28 protein-coding genes and 2 tRNA genes are annotated in these 23,292 nt (G+C 38.5%); 6 read left to right on the forward strand and 24 right to left on the reverse strand.

Features of this window, described 5'->3' with window-relative positions; translation table 11 throughout:
- Positions 1 to 2: 2 nt before the first annotated feature.
- The 15 genes from HZC45_03005 to HZC45_03075 all read right to left on the reverse strand — a co-directional run bounded on the left by HZC45_03005 (position 3) and on the right by HZC45_03075 (position 11,572).
- On the reverse strand, positions 3 to 176 hold the full coding sequence (locus HZC45_03005) for a hypothetical protein (protein ID MBI5682127.1): 174 nt from the start codon (positions 174 to 176) through the stop codon (positions 3 to 5).
- A gap of 6 nt (positions 177 to 182) precedes the next feature.
- Positions 183 to 1,352 carry a deoxyguanosinetriphosphate triphosphohydrolase gene (locus HZC45_03010; protein MBI5682128.1) on the reverse strand — a complete coding sequence of 390 codons (1,170 nt, stop codon included), beginning with the start codon at positions 1,350 to 1,352 and terminating at the stop codon, positions 183 to 185.
- Complete coding sequence (locus HZC45_03015) at positions 1,324 to 1,470, reverse strand: hypothetical protein (GenBank protein ID MBI5682129.1); 147 nt, start codon at positions 1,468 to 1,470, stop codon at positions 1,324 to 1,326. The genes HZC45_03010 and HZC45_03015 overlap by 29 nt, the downstream gene beginning before the upstream one ends.
- Positions 1,471 to 1,507: 37 nt before the next feature.
- Positions 1,508 to 1,822 carry a (2Fe-2S) ferredoxin domain-containing protein gene (locus tag HZC45_03020; GenBank protein MBI5682130.1) on the reverse strand — a complete coding sequence of 105 codons (315 nt, stop codon included), beginning with the start codon at positions 1,820 to 1,822 and terminating at the stop codon, positions 1,508 to 1,510.
- Positions 1,819 to 2,445 (reverse strand): XTP/dITP diphosphatase, encoded by a 627-nt coding sequence (locus HZC45_03025; protein MBI5682131.1) that lies wholly within the window; start codon positions 2,443 to 2,445, stop codon positions 1,819 to 1,821. Before HZC45_03025 ends, HZC45_03020 begins: the two co-directional genes overlap by 4 nt.
- Complete coding sequence (gene rph / locus HZC45_03030) at positions 2,442 to 3,164, reverse strand: ribonuclease PH (protein MBI5682132.1); 723 nt, start codon at positions 3,162 to 3,164, stop codon at positions 2,442 to 2,444. The genes HZC45_03025 and rph overlap by 4 nt, the downstream gene beginning before the upstream one ends.
- 16 nt (positions 3,165 to 3,180) lie before the next feature.
- The gene (locus tag HZC45_03035) at positions 3,181 to 3,540 is read right to left on the reverse strand and encodes a hypothetical protein (GenBank protein ID MBI5682133.1); all 360 of its coding nucleotides are present in this window, start codon (positions 3,538 to 3,540) and stop codon (positions 3,181 to 3,183) included.
- Positions 3,530 to 3,877 carry a hypothetical protein gene (locus tag HZC45_03040; protein ID MBI5682134.1) on the reverse strand — a complete coding sequence of 116 codons (348 nt, stop codon included), beginning with the start codon at positions 3,875 to 3,877 and terminating at the stop codon, positions 3,530 to 3,532. Before HZC45_03040 ends, HZC45_03035 begins: the two co-directional genes overlap by 11 nt.
- A gap of 11 nt (positions 3,878 to 3,888) precedes the next feature.
- Positions 3,889 to 6,723: an isoleucine--tRNA ligase gene (ileS, locus tag HZC45_03045; GenBank protein ID MBI5682135.1), complete on the reverse strand. Its 2,835-nt coding sequence runs from the start codon at positions 6,721 to 6,723 to the stop codon at positions 3,889 to 3,891.
- A gap of 18 nt (positions 6,724 to 6,741) precedes the next feature.
- Positions 6,742 to 7,344 carry a DUF445 family protein gene (locus HZC45_03050; protein MBI5682136.1) on the reverse strand — a complete coding sequence of 201 codons (603 nt, stop codon included), beginning with the start codon at positions 7,342 to 7,344 and terminating at the stop codon, positions 6,742 to 6,744.
- 5 nt (positions 7,345 to 7,349) lie between these two features.
- Positions 7,350 to 7,622 carry a DUF507 family protein gene (locus HZC45_03055; protein ID MBI5682137.1) on the reverse strand — a complete coding sequence of 91 codons (273 nt, stop codon included), beginning with the start codon at positions 7,620 to 7,622 and terminating at the stop codon, positions 7,350 to 7,352.
- Positions 7,619 to 7,900, reverse strand: a complete 282-nt coding sequence (locus HZC45_03060; protein MBI5682138.1) for a DUF507 family protein — start codon at positions 7,898 to 7,900, stop codon at positions 7,619 to 7,621. The genes HZC45_03055 and HZC45_03060 overlap by 4 nt, the downstream gene beginning before the upstream one ends.
- A 317-nt stretch (positions 7,901 to 8,217) precedes the next feature.
- Positions 8,218 to 8,874, reverse strand: coding sequence for a DUF748 domain-containing protein (locus tag HZC45_03065; GenBank protein ID MBI5682139.1), 657 nt, complete (start codon positions 8,872 to 8,874; stop codon positions 8,218 to 8,220).
- Between the two features lie 281 nt (positions 8,875 to 9,155).
- Positions 9,156 to 10,466 (reverse strand): cytochrome C, encoded by a 1,311-nt coding sequence (locus HZC45_03070; protein MBI5682140.1) that lies wholly within the window; start codon positions 10,464 to 10,466, stop codon positions 9,156 to 9,158.
- A gap of 92 nt (positions 10,467 to 10,558) precedes the next feature.
- Positions 10,559 to 11,572 (reverse strand): chromate resistance protein, encoded by a 1,014-nt coding sequence (locus HZC45_03075; protein ID MBI5682141.1) that lies wholly within the window; start codon positions 11,570 to 11,572, stop codon positions 10,559 to 10,561.
- 256 nt (positions 11,573 to 11,828) lie between these two features.
- Between HZC45_03075 and mnmG the strand changes: the two genes are divergently transcribed.
- The 5 genes from mnmG (at position 11,829) to HZC45_03100 (ending at position 16,834) form a co-directional block, all read left to right on the forward strand.
- Positions 11,829 to 13,703, forward strand: a complete 1,875-nt coding sequence (gene mnmG, locus HZC45_03080) for a tRNA uridine-5-carboxymethylaminomethyl(34) synthesis enzyme MnmG (protein MBI5682142.1) — start codon at positions 11,829 to 11,831, stop codon at positions 13,701 to 13,703.
- Complete coding sequence (gene rsmG / locus HZC45_03085) at positions 13,700 to 14,386, forward strand: 16S rRNA (guanine(527)-N(7))-methyltransferase RsmG (protein MBI5682143.1); 687 nt, start codon at positions 13,700 to 13,702, stop codon at positions 14,384 to 14,386. The genes mnmG and rsmG overlap by 4 nt, the downstream gene beginning before the upstream one ends.
- Positions 14,387 to 14,483: 97 nt before the next feature.
- Positions 14,484 to 15,269, forward strand: coding sequence for a ParA family protein (locus HZC45_03090; GenBank protein ID MBI5682144.1), 786 nt, complete (start codon positions 14,484 to 14,486; stop codon positions 15,267 to 15,269).
- A gap of 49 nt (positions 15,270 to 15,318) precedes the next feature.
- The gene (locus HZC45_03095; GenBank protein MBI5682145.1) at positions 15,319 to 16,170 is read left to right on the forward strand and encodes a ParB/RepB/Spo0J family partition protein; all 852 of its coding nucleotides are present in this window, start codon (positions 15,319 to 15,321) and stop codon (positions 16,168 to 16,170) included.
- Between the two features lie 280 nt (positions 16,171 to 16,450).
- Positions 16,451 to 16,834, forward strand: a complete 384-nt coding sequence (locus tag HZC45_03100; GenBank protein MBI5682146.1) for a polymer-forming cytoskeletal protein — start codon at positions 16,451 to 16,453, stop codon at positions 16,832 to 16,834.
- A 103-nt stretch (positions 16,835 to 16,937) separates the two neighbouring features.
- On the opposite strand, the gene HZC45_03105 is transcribed toward HZC45_03100, so the two are convergent.
- From HZC45_03105 to HZC45_03145, 9 genes are all read right to left on the reverse strand, one after another.
- Complete coding sequence (locus tag HZC45_03105) at positions 16,938 to 17,135, reverse strand: adenylyltransferase/cytidyltransferase family protein (protein ID MBI5682147.1); 198 nt, start codon at positions 17,133 to 17,135, stop codon at positions 16,938 to 16,940.
- 36 nt (positions 17,136 to 17,171) lie between these two features.
- Positions 17,172 to 18,269: a DNA polymerase III subunit beta gene (locus HZC45_03110; GenBank protein MBI5682148.1), complete on the reverse strand. Its 1,098-nt coding sequence runs from the start codon at positions 18,267 to 18,269 to the stop codon at positions 17,172 to 17,174.
- 203 nt (positions 18,270 to 18,472) lie between these two features.
- Entirely contained in the window at positions 18,473 to 19,831 is a 1,359-nt protein-coding gene (gene dnaA / locus HZC45_03115) for a chromosomal replication initiator protein DnaA (protein MBI5682149.1), read from the reverse strand.
- A 166-nt stretch (positions 19,832 to 19,997) separates the two neighbouring features.
- The gene (locus HZC45_03120; protein ID MBI5682150.1) at positions 19,998 to 20,273 is read right to left on the reverse strand and encodes a molybdopterin-dependent oxidoreductase; all 276 of its coding nucleotides are present in this window, start codon (positions 20,271 to 20,273) and stop codon (positions 19,998 to 20,000) included.
- A 248-nt stretch (positions 20,274 to 20,521) separates the two neighbouring features.
- Entirely contained in the window at positions 20,522 to 20,728 is a 207-nt protein-coding gene (locus HZC45_03125; GenBank protein MBI5682151.1) for a hypothetical protein, read from the reverse strand.
- An 18-nt stretch (positions 20,729 to 20,746) separates the two neighbouring features.
- Positions 20,747 to 21,334 carry a superoxide dismutase gene (locus tag HZC45_03130; protein ID MBI5682152.1) on the reverse strand — a complete coding sequence of 196 codons (588 nt, stop codon included), beginning with the start codon at positions 21,332 to 21,334 and terminating at the stop codon, positions 20,747 to 20,749.
- A 623-nt stretch (positions 21,335 to 21,957) separates the two neighbouring features.
- Entirely contained in the window at positions 21,958 to 22,605 is a 648-nt protein-coding gene (locus HZC45_03135) for an endonuclease III domain-containing protein (GenBank protein MBI5682153.1), read from the reverse strand.
- Positions 22,606 to 22,727: 122 nt separating this feature from the next.
- Positions 22,728 to 22,803, reverse strand: a tRNA-Glu gene (locus HZC45_03140).
- Between the two features lie 81 nt (positions 22,804 to 22,884).
- Positions 22,885 to 22,960 (reverse strand) — tRNA-Lys (locus HZC45_03145).
- A 167-nt stretch (positions 22,961 to 23,127) separates the two neighbouring features.
- On the opposite strand from HZC45_03145, the gene HZC45_03150 reads away from it, so the two are divergent.
- Positions 23,128 to 23,292 (forward strand): hypothetical protein (locus HZC45_03150; protein MBI5682154.1); only part of this gene is annotated, 165 nt, incomplete at its 3' end.

Raw genomic sequence — 23,292 nt, forward strand, 5'->3', positions numbered from 1 at the left:
AATCATTCAAAAATTTCTTTTTTTAACCCTTGCGTTTCAACCTGATTTTTTATTACAAGCAGGGTTTCTTTTAAAGAATTTACATAACTTTCATATTTTTCCTGAAATATTGGATTGCAGAAATAAAAAGTATTTTTATCAATTACAGTTTGAAATTTGATTTCGCCTGTTTTCATTGGATTTTACACCCTCTCATACGGGTCAAATAGTTTTTTATATTCATCAAGTGCAAATCTGTCTGTCATTCCTGCTATGTAATCGCAAATCAGCCTCTCTTTGCCCACCTCATTTATATTTGCATATACATGCGGCGGTAAGAGGCGCGGGTCTTCTTCATATATCTTAAAAAGGTGTTTTATGATTCTATTCGCCTTATCAGCCATCCTGATGACCCTGTGATGCTCATATAGATTCTCTTTAAGAAATTTTTTAAGTTCTTTATTTTTCCTGTCCATATCAGTAGAGAATCGGGTGATTGGATGACCTGTCTTTCTTATATCTTCTAAACTATTTATCCCATAATCCCTGATACATTTTAAGGTATTTTCAACAAGGTCTGTAACCTGCTGATTAATTATTTGAATGATTGTCTGGGATTTTACTGCCTTAATATCCTCGTCTTGATACATCTTTTTTACCTTGCTAAAATTTTCTTTCCACAACTCTATTTCATCCAACTTGTCTATCTCCAGCATACCTGAAGAAATGCCGTCATCAATATCATGATTATTATATGCTATCTCATCAGATATATCAACAATCTGTGCCTCAAGGCATGGGGCATTTTCAGGTTCATATTCATCCAGAATATCAGGGCGGTCATGTTCTGATGAGTGTTTTACAATACCCTCTCTTACCTCCCATGTGAGATTTAAACCTTTAAATTTGGGGTATCTATGCTCTATATTTTCAACAATCTTTAAACTCTGGAGATTATGTTCAAAACCTCCATGGTCTTTCATAAGTTTATTAAGGGTTTTTTCACCTGTATGTCCAAACGGTGGGTGTCCAAGGTCATGGGCAAGGGCAATTGCCTCTGCGATATCCTCATTTAAATCCAGCGCCCTTGCTATGGTGCGGGCTATCTGTGCAACCTCTATAGTATGGGTGAGCCTTGTCCTGTAGTGGTCTCCCTCGTGATACACAAAGACCTGAGTCTTATACTCCAGCCGCCTGAATGCATTGCAGTGAATAATCCTATCTCTATCCCTCTGAAATGCTGTTCTAAAGGGATGTTCAGGCTCATAGTATCTCCTGCCCCTTGAGTCTTTGCTTCTCATTGCATAAGAGGCGAGCCTTAAAGCCTCTTTATCAATTATAGAATCAATTACCCTTGCCACTATCACACCCATCCTTCAGCCCTGCAAGGAAGTTCTTGTAGTCATCATAATACTCATCCATCAAATCAACAGGGGCAATCTTATCAGTATCAATCTTTTTCTTTTCTTTTAGAAATTCTTTAAATGTCACTTAAAATACCATTAACCCGGCTGAATTTTTCATCCCATTACATCTTGTAAAGGGAAAGCCTTTCTACTATTTGTCCGTTTTTCAAATGTTTTTCAACTATCTCCTCAACATCATTTACACTTACATTTTTATACCATATCCCTTCAGGGTAGATAACTACTGCCGGGCACATATCCCCTTTTGGTTCTGTTTCCTTACATACACTCAGACACCCAGCCTTAGATGTCTTTATCTCATCTTTGAGATTATACTCATCAAGTTTTTCCCTGAACTTCTCTAATAACTCCTCAGAACCCTTTGATACACAGTGTTTACCCTGACTCACAAACAGATGCAGACGATATGGTTTCATACTATCTCCTCTCCTTTCAAGTGCCTCTTCACTGCAGATATTGCCTTTGCCCTGTGGCTTATCCTGTTTTTTTCTTCTGGTTTAAGTTCTGCCATTGTCTTTTTTAATTCAGGCACATAAAAGACAGGGTCATAACCAAAACCATAACTGCCCTTTGGTTCAAACGCTATAAAACCCTTGCACTCACCCTCTGCGATATATTCTTCACCTGATGGAAAAACCACTGCTATAACTGATTTATATTTGGCGATTCTCTTCTCAAAGGCAATGCCTGCAATCTCTTCTAACAGTTTTTTATTATTTTCATCATCTGTTGCATTTTCCCCTGCATATCTTGAAGAATAAACACCGGGCATTCCATCCAACACATCCACCATCAAGCCTGAATCATCTGCAAGGGCAATCTCCCTTGTATGTCTTGCAGCCACCCTTGCCTTTTTCAGTGCATTACCCTCAAAACTGTCGCAGTCCTCTATAATTTCAGGTATATCAGAAAAATCTTTTAAGGACAAAAAGTTGCCACAAAATGCAACTGCATTTTTTGGGTTAATATCTCTATCACTAAAAAGTGCCTCAATCTCTTTTATTTTATGATTATTCCTTGTTGCAAGAACAATCTTCATTTTAGACTGCCGAGGAGTCCCATCTGCTTTTTTGTCAGTTCCGTTGTGCCTCTGGATGCAAGAGAGATCATATCTTCCATATCTTCTTTTGAAAACGGACAAGTCTCTGCTGTGCCCTGAACCTCAACAAATTTACCGCTGCCTGTCATAATCACATTCATATCAACATGAGCCTTTGAATCCTCTTCATAGGTTAAGTCAAGAAAACTTAAGTTATTAACAACACCGACACTCACAGCAGCAACGGAATCCAGAATAGGAGCAGTATTTATAGTGCCTTTATTTTTCATATTCTTTATCGTATCAACAAGCGCTACAAATGCACCTGTAATTGATGCTGTTCTTGTTCCGCCGTCTGCCTGAATAACATCACAGTCAATCCATATAGTCCTCTCACCAATGGCATTAAGATCAACCACTGACCTAAGCGACCTGCCTATAAGCCTTTGAATTTCGTGGGTTCTTCCACCTACCTTTCCTGCAGATGATTCCCTTCTTATCCTTACCTTTGAGGAACCGGGGAGCATAGAATATTCCGCTGTTATCCAGCCTTTATTTGTTCCTTTTAAAAACGGCGGCACACCTTCCTCAACAGTGGCAGTGCATATAACCTTTGTATCCCCCATCTCTATCAGCACTGAACCATTTGAAAATTTTAGAAATTTCCTTGTTATCCTGACACTGCGAAGTTCATCTGCCTGCCGTCCATCACCCCTGATAAAACCACGGCATTTATTATTTTGCATACCCTGCCCTCACTTTCAAGAAAGAAAAACTATCCTTATCAAGGGACACCAGCACATTTAATAAACTTAAGTTTTCCTTAATTATTGGTATCTTTTTAATATAAAGCCCTGCCAAAGTCTCCTTGAATCGCACAAGTTCCCTTAATTTATTTTTCCTGCTTAAAGTTGCGATGGTTAGATATAATAGTTCAAAGGCCCTTTCGTAACAGTATCTAACCTCAACGAAATCACCCTTTTCTATCCAATTGCCTGCCCTGTTTAACTCATTGGCAATCATGAGAATCTGCTTATAAAATGGGAAGGAACGCCATTTTTCTTTTGTCATGGTTTTATGGTATTTAAGATTCATATTCTACAAGGTTATCTATAATCCCAGTAATCCTTTTTCTTATTTCCAAATTTTCAACTTCCATAGAAAAGTTGTCCTGATGAGGACGAATGTTTATCAAAGATGTATATTCTATGAAATCATTTTTGTCTTTGAATGGATAGAGATTTATCCCCCATAGATTTTCTTGTTCCGAACCATTTTCCAAGAGATAAGCCTCTAAATCCGAATGAAGTTCAGCATCAATAGCAAGAATATCTTTCTGTACATCCACAACTACCTTTATCATTGTTTTAAAATAACCAAGATAGTTATCTGTAAGTTCATTTCTGGAGATTCTGGAATCTATAATCTTCACTGTAAATAGCCTTAACCTTTTTTATCACTGCCTGCTGCCGAAAGCGCTTCTATGCACCGCTCGCATACCTCTGGATGTTCTTTAAACTCCCCTACCCTTTCGCTGTAGTTCCAGCACCTTGCACATTTTTTACCCCTTGCCTTGTTTATACCTATCTTCAGGTTTTTTATTTCCTGACTTTCAAACATAATATCTGAACTGTCAAACACATACCCTTTGTCCAGCAAAGAAATTTGAGATATAATCAGTATTTCCTTGAAAGTTTCAGCATACTTCATAAGAATCTCTTTAAGTTCACCTTCCGCTGATATTTTAACCAATGCGTCAAGGGAGTGTCCTATTACCTTATCTTTTCTTGCATTTTCCAATGCCTTTGCAGCCTCTGTCTTTGTGCAAAGCAGTATGTCCCATGTTTCAGAAAGTTTGTCGTTAAGCCATTCATTTTTGATTTCAGGAAATGATGAGAGATGCACACTGTCAGTATACCTGCCCGGCATAAAATGCCATACCTCATCTGATGTAAATGGGATAATTGGTGCAATAAGCCTTACAATATGGTCAAGGATATAATATATCGTTGTCTGCACTGCCCTGCGGTTTCTTGAAGCCGCACCTAAAGTATAGAGGCGGTCTTTAATTACATCAAGATAGAATGCGCTTAAATCAACACTACAAAAGTTATGAAGACTGTGATAAATCACATGGAATTCAAAATCATTGTATGCCTTTAAAAGCCTTTCAGTGAGTTTTGTAAGTCTATGGAGTATAAGGCGGTCTATCTCAGTAAGTTCATTGTATGGGACAATATCCTTTTCAGGACTATAATCATAGAGATTGCCCAGGATAAACCTGCATGTGTTTCTTATTCGTCTGTATGCGTCTGATAGTCTTGTGAGTATCTCCCCGGAAATCCTTATATCTTCCCTGTAATCTTCTGCTGAGACCCATAATCTTAAAATCTCTGCACCATATTTGTCTATAACCTCTTGCGGTGCTACCACATTGCCTATGGATTTACTCATCTTTTTGCCGCTGCCATCAACAACAAAACCGTGCGTCAGGACAGAATTATACGGTGCTTTTCCCCTTGTGCTGACAGAGGTAAGAAGCGCTGAATGGAACCAGCCTCTGTGCTGGTCGCTCCCTTCAAGATAAAGGTCAGCAGGATACTTCAGATTATCCCTATCTTCCAGAACCGCAGCAAAACTTACACCTGAATCAAACCAAACATCTAATATATTTTCTTCTTTTATAAATTCTTTACTCCCACACTTCAGACATTTTGTGCCTTGCGGCAATAACTCTGCCGCACCCTTTTCAAACCATATATCAGCGCCATGTTTTTCAAATTCATCTGCGAGCCTGTTGATTATATCCTTATCCAGAAGCACATATCCGCACTCCTTACAGTCAAATGCTGTAATAGGCACCCCCCAAGCCCTCTGCCTTGATATGCACCAGTCAGGTCTGTTTAAAACCATATTATAAATCCTGTCCCTGCCCCATGAGGGTATCCACTGGACTTTATCAATCGCCTCCAGAGATTTTTTTCTCAAGTCATTATCTTCCATAGATATAAACCACTGCTCTGTTGCCCTGAATATTATTGGATTCTTACACCTCCAGCAGTGAGGATAGGAATGCTCAATACTATCTTCTTTTAACAACGCGCCTTTACATTTAAGAAGTTCAACTATATTCTTATTTGCATCAAATACCTTCTGCCCTTCAAACTCTGGGACTGCATTTGTAAACCTTCCCTGATTGTCAACAGGATTGTAAATATCAAGATTGTATTTCAGCCCTAACTCGTAGTCATCCTGACCATGCCCCGGTGCTATGTGAACGCAGCCTGTGCCTGTTTCAAGGGTTACATGGGTTCCAAGAATGATTATGGAATCCCTGTCAATAAACGGATGTCTTGTCTTTGTGCCTTCAAGTCTTGATGGATAAAAGGTATCCAGTATTCTATAATCAGTCCAGTTGAGTTTTTTTGCAACATCTTCTAATAGCCCTTTTGCTACAATATATATCTCTGCCCCTTGCCCCTGTATCTCTATCGCCGCATACTCCAATTCAGGATGCATTGCTATTGCAAGATTTGCAGGCAGGGTCCACGGTGTGGTCGTCCAGATGATGATGGATACATCTTTATTTGCAAGACTTGGAATTTTTTCCTTGAACCTTGAATCTTGAATCTTGAATCCCACATATATTGACGGCGACCTTTTGTCAGCATATTCAACCTCTGCCTCTGCAAGCGCTGTCTGGCATGAACTGCACCAATGCACAGGCTTTTCCCCTTTATAGACAAGACCTCTTTCAACACACCTGCCAAGTTCTCTCAATATTGAAGATTGATATTTATAGTCCATCGTAAGGTATGGCTCATCCCATTCGCCAAATACCCCAAGCCTTTTAAATTCTTCTCTCTGAATGTTTACAAACTTTTCCGCATATGCGCGGCACATTTTTCTGGTTTCCATCTTTGTCTGCTTACTGCTTACTGCTTTCTGCTTACTGTCTTTTTCAACCTGAAGTTCTATTGGCAGACCATGACAGTCCCAGCCCGGCACATAATCGGTTGCCTTCCCTGCCATAAACCTTGCCTTTACAATTATATCCTTTAAGATTTTATTCAGGGCGTGTCCAATATGGATATGTCCGTTTGCATAAGGCGGACCGTCATGCAGGATATACTTCTGCCTGTTTTTGCTAATCTCTTTGATTTTGCCGTAGAGATTTTCATCTTCCCATTTTTTCAGAATATCAGGCTCATTTTTACTAAGATTCGCCTTCATTGGAAAGTCTGTATTTGGGAGATTTAAGGTTGTCTTGTAATCCACTACAAAAGCCTCCTGATTTTAAGTGTAAAGCGTCAGACTTATAACCACCTGCGCACATCCTATAACAAATCCGAGTGCCCCGCCAATCCATTCTATATGTTTTAATTCTTTTGCAATGAATTTTATAAGAAGTGCCTCAAACTGCTCAAGATTAAGGTTATCTATCTTTGAAACCAGCATATCTTTTATATCTATCTTTTCCTGAAAATTGTTGACCAGTTCCCCTTTTTTTTCATCAATATGTTTCAGCGCCTCTTTCGTAAGATAATATTTTATATGATACAAGAGGTTCTCTGACAATAGACCAATAATCGGAAGACTCTTGATTCTGGTTGCCTTGAATCTATGCTCAATTATCTCATCAACTGCCTTTTCAACCTCTGCTTTCCATTCTATGCATTCAAGGATTTTAGAAAAATCTTTTGCATTCAGAAGTTCATTTTCTATAGTCTTTGCAATGGTTTTTGCTATCTCTTTCCTTCTCTTTGGGATAATGCCCTGCAGTCTGTAACCGAATATGTTTACAGGCTCGTAAGGACGAAACAGCATCTTAACAGCCACATAGTTTGTAAACCATCCGATTAAAGCCCCTGCAAGCGGAGGGATAAGGATGTTATACATGTTACCTAAAACCTCCTTTTATCAATTTCCTCCTGATAGAACTTTTTATACAAAACCTCCCACTCCCTGCTGCCTTCAGGAACCTGTTTTGACATAGACCTTATTTTTTCTCGGGCAGCATCATCTGCCGTATCTTCTATCTTTAGATAGTTTGTAAGGGTTTTTTTTATCTCTCTGAGTGCCTCAGCATCATCTGTAAAATCCACAAGGTCGTCCTTCCAGATACCGTCTGTAATGATGTGTGAGATGTGGGAAATTCTGTCTTCTGTCAGCCTCATAGAACTATCCCCCGTTCCTTTGCAAGTTTATTCTTTATCATCATAAACATCTTTCTATAGTCCATTTTGCCTCTGTCCATCTCGCCTGCATGCTGCTTCATTATATTTTCAACCTCCCTCTCCAGTTCATCTTCTGCCTGTAAGTCCTTCAGGAAAAGTTCTGTAATCCTTTTAAGGACAACATCTTCATCAACTTTGAATAATATAATGCCCTTTTCTTTTAGTTTATCCAGAATTATTCTTGAAATCTTTTCAACCTGTTCAATTGTAAGCCTCATAGTATCTCCCTTGTTTTAAACAAAGATGCTAGCACACTTTATCATCATCTTGCAAGTTTTGGGGTTTTTTGGGGTTTTCTGAGGCTATATGTAGAAAATATTTTTGCGGCTTATAGGCTCTGACCCGAAAAATAAAAACCAAATACATTTTTCAGGTTAATCCTTTCACAAAAGTAATGCCCTTCTATTATCTTGCGGAGTTTTTTCTCTTGACAGGGGCATGTTAATGGGTGAAGACCCAATGACAATGCTCTGGAAAGAAGATACAGCGGAAACATATGCTGTGCGATGAAGCAGTCTGTTTTGTCGTTAGATTTTTATGGTTTCATTAGACCCTTAATACTTTTTCCTATACTCTTTAAGGGAGATGTGATTTTCTCCTGAGCAGATGCGAGCATCTTTTTCTTAAACACATCCTTCAGGTCATTTTGCGGATTTTTCATATTGCCCCATACATTAAAATTAACTGCAATCTCTCCCTCTTTCTTTAGAAGTCCTAACACAAGGGGTGCAGAAATCCCCATTAGAACTCCCTTTGACTCTAAATCCATATCCTTCAGTTTGAGCGTAGAAGGTGCTTTTATATATTCCTTAACTATGCTGAAGTTTGATTCAAGGTTTAATCTCCCCTTTTTGACCCTAACATCTCCTCCCATATAGGGTCCTAAAAGTGTCATATCAAAATCTTTTAGCAAAAGATTACCCTTGAAATTTTTATCAGGTATCTCTCCATCAGACTTCAACACAATCTTTCCGTCATTGGGCAGTTTCGCAGATGTGCTGATAGTCATCTTGTCCTGAAGGATGTTTGTTTTGCTATTAACATCTACAGTTACATTAGTTATTTCCATTTTAAAACTTTTAAGTTCATCAGTAATCACCACTTTCCCATTACTCACTTCCAAAACCTTTACAATAACTTCTATTGACGGCTTTTCATCCTTCTTCTCCGTCTCCTTTTTTATATCAGGCACAGGCATCAGCCATTTATTCTGTTTCGTTCTTTTAACCCAAAAAATGCATTTCAAAAAGACATACCTATAGAACCACGCCTATCAAGGCAATTCACGAATCATTATTAACAAGGGCACTGTTGACCTTTTCCGTTATAAAGGAATCAAAAGGAAAGAATAGGATTAAACCTGTTGCAGCTAAAAAGATGATAATGAAAAACCAGAGTATAATCTTCTTAAACATATTAAACATAGCCATAATAAAACTACACTTTCTTAAGTATTGTCAAATGAAATGCAGCCTATTTTTTGGGTTTTATGCCCCATTTATCAATCGCCTCTATTGCCCAGTCAACATTTTTATCTGTATGGCAGTTGTTGCACGCATTAGGCACGTCATACTCCTTTGTCATCTCAGGTGATATAAATTTGAATGTATGGTCTCTTGATTCAGCGCCGTTTGCGTGTTTGCCTGTCTTCACCATGTGGCACTCCATGCAGTCGCTTCCTGTGCTGGTGCGTTTGTGTCTTGTATGCTCTTCAATCTTCTGATATGAATATGTAAGCCCTGCCGGTGAATCAGGACCATGACAGGTAAGACATAAATTATTGCCGGGTTTGTAAACAAGTGATTTATATTCTGTGCCGTGAGGATTGTGGCATGTAAAACACTTTATTCCCTGTTTATACATCTCGCTGAATTTATATGTATTGCCATGAACCATGTTTTTGTTAGCAGAGTCGTTGGTCCAGAATGTATATGTTCCCTTACCGTGTTCAAACGGATCTTCAACCCAGTATTTGCTCAATACATCACCGGGTTTGAAGCCCATTGCCCAGGCGGTCTTATTATCAACATTCTTCCCGCTCAAATGGCATTGGAAGCAGACATCATTTGCCCTGTCCACATCCAGAAGACCGGGATTTATGATTTTATTGTCCCTTACATACTGGCTTGGTTTTATTACCTTGCCTGCCTTTTTCTCTTCGTCTAATTTATCCATTGCCTCTACATGCTCTTTCCCTGGTCCGTGGCATGCCTCGCACGCAATATTTCTTTCAGAGGATTTTTTTGTTTCTAAATCATAACCTGTTTGGTGGCAGCCTTCGCATAACCTTGATGCAGGTTTTTGATCCCAGTCTTGGGAGTATTGCGGAACCCACCAGTCCTTTTTAGGCACATATGGCTGCCACTTGTTCTTTTCAACATTCCATTCTGCCGGATGTATAAAGTAGTCGTCGCCTATTTTCTTGGCATACCTCTGTTTGAACCTGGAGCCTATAAGAATATCAACATCATCCATATTGAATGTCCGCACAGGGTCTTTGGAATTAAAATCGCCGAGGACATTCTTATCAGTGCCGTCCCATATCGGGGTCTGCTCCATTTTATTATGAAATGTCTTTTCCCAACCTGCATACTTTGCCTCGTGGCATCTTTTGCACTCTTTTGAGCCGGCATAATCTTTAAAAGGCGCATTATAACCTGCCTGCTGCTGCATTGCCTTTTCCATATCCTCATAGCCGTGCATAGGAATGCCTATCGCAGGAATCAGTAAAATTACTGCAGGAACAGCGAGCATAACCATTAGTTTCAACATCTTTTTGTGCATAAACCCTCCTTATGAATGTAACTCAAGGCTTTAGCCTTGAGGGTTTTAAACCCCTGATAAAAACATTCAGGGGCAGGCTCTAAAGGTTTGAGTTACAACGCATCACCACCTCCTTTTGATATATAGAGCATCTCAAAAACCTCCATGCCTTTTTTAAGCATTTCTTCATCACTCTTTGCGGTTTTTCTTATGCCATTAAGGATTTCTTCCACGCCGCTGCTGTCAGGATTTTCATACAAGTTGTCTTTTACATCCAGTTCATGGACTATTTCCGCGATTTTTTGGGCAGCGGGGTCTTTAATGCCGAATGAACTTATGATTGCCTCAAATGTGCAGAGCGATCCTGCATGGGTAAACTCCCCCCCGCGCATATCAAAAAACACAGACTTTTTATCCGCAGCGCCTGCAACGCTTTCATCCGTAAACTTGAAAACAGCATTATTGTCAATAAACCGCTTTATAAGCCATGCGGAAGCCATCCTGTCCACGAATGGTTTTTTTCGGGTGAACCATGCCTTCCCCTGATAATCTTCTATGCGCCTTACAGTAACCGGCGCATCTTTAAATAGGACATCAGAAGATTTTTTCAGCCGTTTTTCTATAAGCCCAAGCCTTTTTTGCAGACCGCTTCCAGCCCTTGAGCCAAAGAAATCTATCTTTCTTATTTCTTCAAATTCCCTTGCAGTTTTTTTGAACCGTTCAGACAGTTTATTCAGGTGATTTGATGCAGAGTCTTTTTTTACGCTGTTGATTTTTTGCTCCATTTCGCTGATAGAGGTCTGAATGCCCCTGAAATCACTTTCCCTCTGGCGGTTGAAAAATTCTACAAGTTCCTCATTCTTCATTGTCTCAATCTTTGAAACCTTGACAAAGCCGGCATCCCCTTTCATCGCAGTGATTTCTGAGACAAGCCACTGCAAGAGTTCATAATGTTCATCATTATAGGGAAGGATATAGACAGCGTCTTTAATTGCAATAGCGCCTGTCTTTGCCAGCCTTCTCCATATCCGCATCCTGCTGCTAACAGGTTTTGACGGTACAGTGTAAAAAAATAACAGCCATGCCATATCTTCTTTTACTTTGGTTTTATCGGATAGTTTGTCCATTGTCTAAATTTTGATGTAACATATGTTACATTTAAGTAACACATGTTGCATAAGATGTCTAACAAATTTCTGTAACCCTTGGAAGGTATTCTGCAAAAAGGTTTTTCTGCCTTGACCAAAAAAAATCAATCCAGTATATTGTGTTAAGCATCCCAACAGATGTTAGTGCGGGGACTGTCCCTTGTGTTCCACGTGGAACATAGAGGAGGTTATGGGTAGTGGGCAATAGGTTATGGGAAAATACAAAAATAAACAGATGACAAAAGAAAATAACACATACGACATTATAGTAATCGGCGCTGGTCATGCAGGGTGCGAGGCAGGGCTTGCTGCAAGCAAACTCGGTCTAAAAACCCTTGTTTTGACGATAAATCTTGATACCATAGGGCTTATGTCATGCAATCCTGCAATTGGCGGGCTTGCTAAAGGTCATCTTGTAAAGGAGATAGACGCGCTTGGCGGAGAGATGGCAAGGGTTATTGATGAAACAGGCATACAGTTCCGCATATTGAATGCTAGCAAAGGCCCTGCTGTTCGGGCAACAAGGGCGCAGGCAGACAGGCAGCAATATCGCTTAAAGATGAAGTCTATCCTTGAAAATCAGGAAAATCTCCATATTCGGCAGGCATTGGTAGATAGAATTTTAGTGAAAAACAGCATGATTACAGGTGTTGAGACAAATATTGGGGAAATATTTAATGCAAAGGCAGTTATCATAACAACAGGCACATTTTTAAAGGGTTTAATCCATATTGGCATGACTAATTTCCCTGCTGGACGGGCAGGGGATATTCCGTCAAACAAACTATCTGACAGTCTAAAAGAACTTGGTCTTGAACTCGGCAGGCTAAAAACAGGCACATGCCCAAGACTTGACGCAAAAACCATAGATTTTTCCGGACTTGAGAAGCAGGAGGGCGATAAAAAGCCAACCCCATTTTCCTTTTCCACAAAGGAGATTACGCAAAGGCAGGTTCCATGCCACATAACATATACAAATAAAGAAACGCACAGGCTCATTAAAGAAAATCTTGATAAATCACCGCTTTATGGTGGTATTATAAAAGGCATTGGACCAAGATACTGTCCATCTATTGAAGACAAGGTTGTCCGATTTGAAGATAAAGAAAGGCATCAAATCTTTTTAGAGCCAGAGGGTTATGATACAAATGAGATATATCCAAATGGACTTTCTACCAGTTTGTCTGTGGATGTCCAGTTAAAATTTTTACGGACTATCAAGGGCTTAGAAAATGCAGAGATTTTAAGGCCCGGATATGCCATAGAATACGATTTTATCCCGCCAACCCAGTTAAAACCAACTCTGGAGACAAAACTTATACAAGGACTTTACCTTGCAGGGCAAATCAACGGGACTTCAGGGTATGAAGAGGCAGCGGCGCAATGGCTTATGGCAGGGATCAATGCTGCATTAAAAATTAAGGGGAAAGAGCCTGTTATTTTGAGAAGAGATGAGGCATACATAGGGGTTTTGATAGATGACTTGGTCACAAAAGGGACTAATGAGCCTTACAGGATGTTTACCTCCCGCGCAGAATACAGGCTCATTTTAAGAGAAGACAATGCAGACTTGAGGCTTCGTGAAATAGGATATGAAGCAGGTCTTGTTGATACCAGCGCATACAAGGCATTTGAAATAAAGAAAGAATTTATCCAGAATGAACTTAACTGGCTGGAAAACACAAGGGTTAATCCGTCATGGGATTTTAATAATAGATTAAAAGAACTGGGCATTGGTGAAATAAACAAATCTATTACATTAAATGAATTGTTGAGAAGGCACGACGCCACTTTAGAAATTATTTATGCCCTTATGAACAAAACACCTCTCCCGGATGCAAAGATAATTGAGCAGATAGAGATTCAGGTTAAATATGATGGTTATATCAAAAGACAGGTGGAGCAGATTGGCAAATTTAAAAAGATGGAGAACCTGAAAATACCTGAAGGCACTTTATATGAGAAGGTCTCTGGCTTATCCAGAGAGGTAATAGATAAACTCAATAGGGTAAAACCAGTATCCATTGGACAGGCGAGCCGCATATCCGGGGTAACCCCTGCTGCGATTTCTATGCTTTTAATACACTTGAAGAAGATGGGAAGGATATGAAAAAAAGTCAAAAGTTAAAAGTTAGAAATCAGAAGGAAAAGACAAAAGAACTGCTAAAAATCGGGGCGGAAGAACTGGGGATTCCTCTGGGGGATGCGGAAATCAGTTTGTTTTTAAAATATCTTGAGGAGTTAAAGGAGTGGAATAAAAAAATCAATCTAACAGCAATAAAAGATGATAAGGGTATTATAATAAGGCACTTTTTAGATTCCCTTACACTGACGAACTTCCTAAAATCCTGCAAAACCCTTCTTGATATTGGTTCTGGCGCAGGGTTTCCCGGTATACCATTAAAAATTGTTATCCCTGAATTAAAAGTTACACTTCTGGATTCTGACAGCAGAAAGGTGTCTTTTATGAGACACATTATAAGAACGCTTGGGTTAAAAGATATTTCTGCAATTCAAGGCAGGGCAGAAGATAAAAAAGTTGCAGATGAACTCAGTATTTTTGATGTCGTTGCAGCAAGGGCATTTTCAGGGCTGAAGGTGTTTTTGTATACAGCAAAAAAGTATGTAAAAGAGGGCGGAATAATACTGGCAGTAAAGGGGCCAAAAGGGGTTACGGAGTTAGAAGAACTAGGGAGAACAATCGGGATTACATTTACTGAAAAAGGAGAGAGCAGACTTCCATTTTCAGATATAACAACAAGTATATTGGTATTTAAGAGAATGGAGCAGTAAGCAGTTACTTAAAAATTGTTCCACGTGGAACAATTTTCCTGTTGCAAAGATAAATCCTTGTGCTAAACTATAACAAGTTAATGTGTAAGAGGCGTCTTTGGCAAGAATTATAAGCATCGCAAATCAAAAAGGTGGGGTGGGGAAAACAACCACTGCTATTAATCTTTCAGCATCCCTTGCTATTGCAGAAAAAAGGGTTCTCCTGATAGACTTTGACCCGCAGGCTAATGCAACAAGCGGTGTTGGCATACAAAAAGAGGGGGTAAGAAAAGGTATATATCAGGCACTTATCCAGCATGACGATATTAAAGACTTGATATTTGATACAGAAATTATCTCTCTTAAGGTAGTGCCTTCAACGGTTGACCTTATAGGCGCAGAGGTTGAACTTATAGATGAACCTGACAGAGAGACGAGACTAAAAACGGTGTTAACAAGTATAACAGATGCGTATGACTATATATTGATAGACTGCCCACCATCCCTAAGTATTCTCACACTTAATGCCCTCACTGCTTCTCATTCTGTTGTAATTCCTCTCCAGTGTGAATACTATGCCCTTGAGGGCATATCTCAACTTATGAAAACCATAAATCTAATAAAAATGGGGTTGAATCCATCTCTGGAAATAGAGGGTATACTCCTCACAATGTTTGACCCCAGAAATAACTTGTGCCATCAGGTGGTAGAAGAGGTTAGGTGTCATTTTAATGGTAAAATATTTAAAACAATTATTTCAAGAAATGTAAGGTTGAGCGAAAGCCCAAGTTTTGGCAAGCCTGTGATTTTATATGATATCAATTCAAAAGGGGCATCAAACTATATTGAACTTGCTAAAGAAATGCTTTTGAAAGATTGTGCAATACATGGGGTTAAAAGGTAATGACACTGTATTTTGCTTTATAACTATTTGATATTGAAAGGAAATTATTATGCGGAAGAAAAAGGTTTTAGGGAAAGGGCTGGGTGCCTTAATAAAAATTCAGGAAATATCTGGTGGAGATTACATTAAGGTTCCTATAAATGAAATAAGGGCAAACAGATTTCAACCCAGAAAGACCTTTGATGAAGTAACCTTAAAAGAACTTGCAGATTCTATAAAAGAAAAAGGCATTCTTGAGCCCCTGCTAGTAAGAAGGAATAATCCAGGTTACGAACTCATTGCAGGTGAAAGAAGGCTCCGTGCAGCAAAGATGTCTCTACTAAAAGATGTCCCTGTGCTTGTCATGAATGTTTCAGATGAAGAGGTGCAGGAACTAGCCATTATAGAGAATATCCAGAGAGAGGGATTAAATGCAATTGAGCAGGCAGAAGGCTTTAGGAGTCTTATAGAGAAGTTTGGTCTTTCACAAGAGGAGATTGCAAAAAAGGTTGGCAAAGAAAGGGCAACGGTTGCAAATTTTTTAAGACTATTAAAATTACCACTGGATATAAGATCTGAGATAGAAAAAGGCTCAATAACAATAGGACATGCAAAGATAATCCTTTCTGTTGAGAAGGAATCTTTGCAAAGAGAGATCTGCAGAAAGATACTTAAAAAAGGGCTTTCTGTAAGAGGAACCGAGAGTTTGGTTAATAAATTCAAGGTGTTAACTGGTGCCCATAAGTCCCCAATCGCTTCCATTTCTACGGTTAAATATATTGAAAAAGAGATGCAGGACATATTCCTTACAAGGGTTTCCATCAAAGAACATAATGGAAAAGGACGAATTGAGATAGAATTCCACTGTCTTGAAGAGTTTGAAAGATTAGTTGAAATGACAAGGTCTGTAAAACACAGGTGAAACACTCACGAGCCTTGGCTCACAAAGGGGGTGAAAATCTATATACGGCTGACTGCCCTGCCTACAAAAAGGAGCGAAAAACTTAAAGCGAGAAGCGTAAAACTAATGTACCTTTGTTTTTCATTTTTAGCTTTGCGCTTTTCACTATAAATAGATGGTTTGCCAGCGGGACAGTCAGCCGTATATGAGTAGTTATTTTCGGGACAATTAACCCAAAAAATGCAATTGCATTTTTTGGGTTAAAGGGGCTAAAACCAATTTTTCAGAGGAGGGCTTTCTTATGTTTGGCAGGGGCAAGAGTAAAGAAAAAGAGCCTTTAGAAAATCAGATGAATGGATTTATCGGTAAAGGTATGTCTATAGAGGGTAGATTGAATTTTGAAGGTTCTATAAGGATAGACGGTGATTTTAAGGGAGAGATAGATTCTGATGGACTACTAATCATCGGTGAAGGTGCCTTAGTAGAGGCTGTCATAAGTGTAGGTTCTGCAATAATATGCGGTGAGGTAAGAGGAGATATTGATGTAAGTAGTAAAGTGGAATTAAAAAAACCTGCGCATATACACGGCAACATCAAGACACAAAGCATTGTTATAGAAGATGGGGTTGTATATGAGGGGCATTGTATAATGAAGGGTGAATCTTTAAGCACAGAATCATCCTAATACTCTATGGCTGGTTAACATGATTTCCCATTATGATGGGTATCCAATATCTTTTTTATAATATTTGTAGTTGACTTACCTTTTGCAAGTTTTATTCTTGCAATTATGCCGCCTTTTGCCTTTGCAATATCTGTTCACTGTTTAAACCCACTACAAGCACATCGCCAAGTTCTTTTGCTTTTTTAAGATACCTGACATGCCCTGCATGAATTATATCAAAACAGCCGTTGGTAAAGACAATCCTTTCCCTCTTTTTTTGTAATTTCTTTACACAGTCTTTAAGGGTTGTTTGTGTTAGTATTTTTTTATCCAAGGCTTGTCCTTTTACCAAATTAGTTCAAATCCTCATCGGCATAATTACATAAGTGCAACCATCCATTTCTTCAGACCTCATTATACATGAACTTATATTGTCCTTAATTTCTATAACTGCATTTTCACCTGTCAGGATGCCAAGAATATCAAGTATATAGTTTGCATTAAATGCCACTTCCAGAGGCTCTCCATTATAATCTATCTCCATGTCTTCTGTTGCCTCACCAAGGTCCGGATTACTGGAAGACAACTCAACTTTTTCCTTGGTAATATTGAATCTTACCCCTTTAATCTTCTCGGATGACAGAAGTGACATTCTTCTTAGAGCGCCTGCCATTCTTTCTCTATTTACTTTAATTGTCTTATCATTACCTTTTGGTATAACCTGTCTGTATTTTGGAAACTCCCCATCTATAAGTCTTATTACTAAAACACTGCCACCTTTTTTAAAAATCGCGCTGCTTTCTGTAAATCCCGCTAATAAAGAACCTTCCTGCTCTAACAGTTTTTTTAGTTCCAAAACCCCTTTTTTAGGAAGAATAACTCCTTTTTTTAAACCTATATCCATATCAGTCGCTTTTTCTGCCAGCGCCAGCCTATAACCATCTGTTCCAACCATTATTAATTTACCGTCCTCGTTTTCAAAATATAACCCATTTATATTTCGCCTTGTTTCATCTGTTGAAACTGCAAAAGATGTTTTGCTAATTATATCTCCAATTAATTCTGAATCTACTATTGTAAGTCTACCCTCATTATATTGCGGGAAAGACGGAAACTCACTTACTGGCAGACTATTTATACTAAACCTTGACTTACCGCTTTTTATACTTACCCTCCCACTATCTCCTAATGATAATTCAACATTATCTTCTGGAAGTTCCTTTATTATTTCATACAACTTTCTTGCATTAATTGTAATCCCGCCTCCTTGTATAACGGCAGCATCACATATATCTCTAAACGATACTTCCAGATCCGTTACAGTAATCTCCATTTGACTATCTCTTCCTTCTATAAGGATATTTGAAAGGATAGGCATTGTATTCCTTTTTTCAATTATACTTTGTGTTTTTTGCAGACTTTGTAAAAAGATTGATTTTTTCAGTTGTACTTTCATAATAGTATCTCCTTCTTTTTTATATTATTTTAAAATATAGTAGCTATAGTAAGGGGTGTTAATTTATTGAAAAGATATCTAACACTTTAATTTTTAAAATAATTTTTAATAAATAACCTGTTGATATCTACATAGGTTATTCAGAATATACTTATGTTATTAAATATTTATCTCTAAATAGAAATATTATTAACAGAAAATCACTATTTTACCAACCGGTTTTTAAGAGATTCCACAGTTTGTTTTAAATCAGGGTTATTATTCATATTCTCTTTTAATTTTTTATGGGCATAAATTACTGTGGAATGGTCCTTTCCTCCAAAAGACTCTCCTATGGCAGGAAATGATGCCTTTGTATATTCTCTTGCCATATACATGGCAATCTGTCTTGGCATAGCAATATTATTAGGTCTTCTTTTAGAGCGCAAGTCAGACACATTGATATTAAAGAAGTTTGCCACAACCTTCTGCACATCTTCAATAGTTAAAATCTTATGACCTTTATCTACGATAATATTTTTTAAGGTATCTTTTACCATGCTTATATTTATCTCTTTACCAGAAAGAGAAGATACTGCACCAACCCTGATTAAATATCCTTCAAGTTCACGAATATTTGAACTGCTTATAGATGCAAGATATTCAACCACATCTTCTGATAATATAATACCGTGTTCCTCTGCCTTTTTTTTAAGTATCGCAATCTTGACCTCCGTAGGCGGCGGCTGAATATCTGCTATAAGCCCCCATGCAAGCCTGGATCTTAATCGTTCGTCAAGCCCCGTGATGTCTTTTGGGAAGCGGTCGCTGCTTAAAACTATTTGGCGGTGGGATTCGTATAGGGTGTTAAATGTGTGAAAAAACTCCTCCTGTGTTCCCTCTTTACCTGTCCAGAACTGAACATCATCTATCAGAAGGATAGATGCATTTCTGAGTTTATTCTTAAAATCAGTCATTTTTTCATGTCTTACAGAACTTATAAACTCATTTCTGAACCTTTCGGATGTATAATAGTAAGCCCTTGCAGAGGGATTATTATGAATAACCATATTCCCTATTGCCTGAAGCAGATGTGTCTTGCCCAGACCTGCACCGCTGTATAAAAATAAGGGATTATATTTACTGGAAAGATGGTTTGCCACAGCAAAACACGCTGCATGTGCAAACTCATTATTACTACCAACAACAAAATTATTAAAGGTATATTTTTGGGAAAGACCTGCCTCTTTCACTATCTTTTCTGCAACGATGTTAACGACAGGTAAAGACTGCCTTTTGTCTATAATGGGCAGATTACCCTTGAATATTGATATTGAGCCTTTATCTTTTCCTATACGCCAGACTATAGAATATTCCCTTCTGGTCGCTTCTTGCAGAGAACTCAGTATCAGGTTATTGTAGTTATCTTTTAGCCACTCAAGGAAAAACCTATTTGGGACCTCCAGTTCAATGGATGTTTCATTTGCCCCTAACTGTTTTATAGGTTTAAACCATGTGTTAAGAATTTGCAGATTGATATGGTTCTTTATTACAGACAGTGTATTTTGCCAGATATCTTTCATAGAAATAGTTTGGTTATACACAGGGCTATCAACACCTGTGAATAAGTTATTTTGGATGAACGGCAATTTAACAAAGGGTAAGAGATATTTCAAGAGATATTTTAAATATTATGTAGAGGCTTATAATCTGACAGTTACATTGCATATTCAGACAATGGTTTTCTTACTATAGCCTCCTGCCATCTCCTGCCGTTATCCGTAGATACTTCAACTTTATGCCCTGCCATAATGCATTTACCACAGCATTGCCTCCAACATTATTTCCAATGCATATTGTTATATACTCTGAATAGGGCGGAGGTGTCAGTATATCATCAAATGAAAGCAGGACAGGTTTTTCAACAAGCCCGCTGACCTCCAGATGCCATGACTTTATATCAACATCAGGTGTGTTATTAGATGACTGGACATAAAAATCTTTAGTACGGGTGACTTCATGCAATACCTTTTCCTGTTTTCTGAAAAATCTTTGAAGGTAAGACTAGGCAGGGGCATCTCTTGTGAACAGCAATGTAGAACCGATAGATAATACCCCTGCCCTTAAGAAGTCTCCTCCGTTTGAATCTATTTTCTTTCAACAGGATAGCCTTTCTTGAACCATGGGTCAAAACCCCCAAGGAGTGCCTTTGCATCCCTAAAGCCATTTCCTATAAGGATTTGTGCCGCACGGGCACTTGAATGCTCGGCTGTTCAGGTGCAGTAGGTGACAGCGTCTTTATCCTTTGGCAGGTCTTTTGCCGCTGCCTCCAGTTTATCCATCTCAATCCTGATTGCGCCCTTTATCTTATGCGGACTTTGTGTATAGACGGTAGGGTTTCTCACATCAATAATTATACAGTCTTCCTTTCTGTCAATCTTCTGTTTGAGTTCTTCTTTTGTTATTCTTTTGACTTCCATAGATTATCACCCCCGTCATTATTTTTTTAATGATTCAAGCCTCTTTTCGCAGACATTCCAGTCTATGTTCTTCATAAATGCCTCAATATACAGCGGCCTTTTTACACCGTAGTCTATTACATAAGCATGCTCATACACATCCATCACAAGAATTGGTTTAACACAGCATGGGACTAATCCGTTATGTGCATCAAGGCAGTAGTTATGAATCTTCCCATCGTACTCACAATAACCCAGTAGCACCCATCCTCTTGCAGCCATGCCGCATGCCTTGAAGTCTTCCTGCCACTTTTCAAATAAGCCGAATTCCTGAGATATAAGGTCAGATAGTTCACCTGTGGGTTTGGTCCCTTTACCGCCGAGGTTTTCAAAATATAATTCATGGAGAACCACACCGTTCAGTGCAAAAGACTCATCTGCCTTTAATGCCCTAAAATCACTGAATATCTGATTTGCCTTGCTCTTATCCACAGTCTTAAGCCTTTGCTCAATCTCATTCAGTTTATTTACATACCCAACATAAAGTATATCTCTGTGCTGAGAAATTTGATTATCTGATATACTGTCAAGGTTTTTTAAATCAAATTTTTTTGGTTGGTGTGCCATTTCAATCCTCCTTTTCAGAACGAATGATTATGAATATAATTATCCCAAATAATGAGTGAACAATAAAATATGTTCATGTGTTCCTGAAGCGACTGTTAAATTTCCCATTTTCCACGGGAGCGAAAAGTGAAGAGCGTAAAGTGAAAAACTAATGTGTCCTTGTTTTTCGTTTTTCATTTAAATAAGAAATATATGGTCATATTTTCGTGTATAATTTAAATTTAATTATAGCACATAGTTTTGAACATGGCAAAAAGGTATTAGCAAAGGGGTAAAATGTCAGTAAAATGTTAACTAAAAAGAACGGTCAAAGCCCTTACTTTGTTGGATATAAGAAACATAGATTACGCCTATGGCTAAAGATAAAAGGTAAAAACCTTATGATACCTCTTAAATGAATTGTCCCTTCATATAGATATAGTTGCCTGTCTGCCGACAGGCAGGAATGACTTTAGACTTTTAAAAAAATGGAATTTTTAGTTTTTTTCGGAACAGTATCTAATATGAAAAATAGATTGGGAGATGGACATGTTTTACAGACTGAAAAAATTTTATGGAAGGCAGTTAAAGAAAATATTGAGTTTTTAAAAAGAGAGGTTTTGCCGCTGGTGAGTTCAAAATGATTACATCATTGGACACTTGTTGCACAATGGTTTTTTATTTTTACAGAAGTCTTTCCCAAGTCTTACAATCAGGGCGTGGTATTCATTAAACAACTTTACCTCATGCGGAAGGTTCCCCATAAAGACTTTTTGAATTTCCTCATAGTCTGCCTCCTTGTCAATAATCATGTGCCTTGAAAATATCCGTTGTGTGTACGCATCAACAACAAATACAGGATGATTGCCTGCATAGAGCAGGATTGAATCTGCTGTTTCGGGACCAATACCATTAACCAAGAGAAGTCCCTTTCTTAAAAAATCTGCCCTTTTCTTAAAGAGTCTGTCCAGACTCCCGCCGTATTCATCAAATAGATAATTTAAAAAATGTTTAAGCCTCTTTGCCTTTATGTTGAAATAACCTGCAGGTTTTATGAGTTTGGCAAGTTCGTCCTGACTCAAATCATGCATTCTTTTTGGTGTAAGGGCTCCTGCCTTTTTTAGATTTTTAATTGCCTTTTCAACATTTGTCCATGCGGTATTCTGGGTTAAGATTGCACCCACAATAATCTCAAACTGCGTTTCTCCCGGCCACCAATGTTGTTTGCCAAAGGCTTTAAAGAGTTTATGGTAGGTCTTTTTAAGGGTGTCGGATAAAGTTTTATTCTTCATTGGCTATGGTCAATAAAACCCACACGAGCTGTTGGCTCACCTGTCTGCGTGTGAACACACACAGGCAGGCAAAGGGGGATGAAAAAGGGATTACGGTAAAAGCCGTAACCCCTTAATTTTTTTGGCGTCCCCACGGGGATTCGAACCCCGGTTACCGCCGTGAAAGGGCGGTGTCCTTGGCCTCTAGACGATGGGGACTTTAAAGACAGTCAAGAGTCATAAGTCAGAGGTGAAAAGAAATTACTCCTGATTCTTGACGCCTCACTTTTGACTTTTTCTTGGTGAGCCGCCCGGGACTCGAACCCGGGGCCCACGCCTTAAAAGGGCGTTGCTCTACCAACTGAGCTAGCGGCTCAATGTAAAATGATACCTTAACCTATCGTTTTTTTAAATCATTTTTTATTAGAAATTGTCAAGGTTTTTTACTGCTGAACAGAATATTTCAGGGTATTAAGTCATTATTGACATTTAGGGGACAGGTTAGTAAGATTATTTAATCTGCGTGACGGGCAAATAAAAATTATGCAAAAAGAAGCAAAAGCAAGAATTAAAAGCAATGAGTTGCTTCAAAATGCCGGTTGGAGATTTTTTGATGGCAAAAACGGAAAAGCAAATATTGTTTTAGAAAATAACGCCAAAATCAACACCCCCCTTAAATCCCCCCTTGATAAGGGGGAAAATTGGGGT

The sequence above is a fragment of the Deltaproteobacteria bacterium genome (assembly GCA_016223005.1).
In the GTDB taxonomy this organism is placed as follows: domain Bacteria; phylum Desulfobacterota; class GWC2-55-46; order UBA9637; family GWC2-42-11; genus JACRPW01.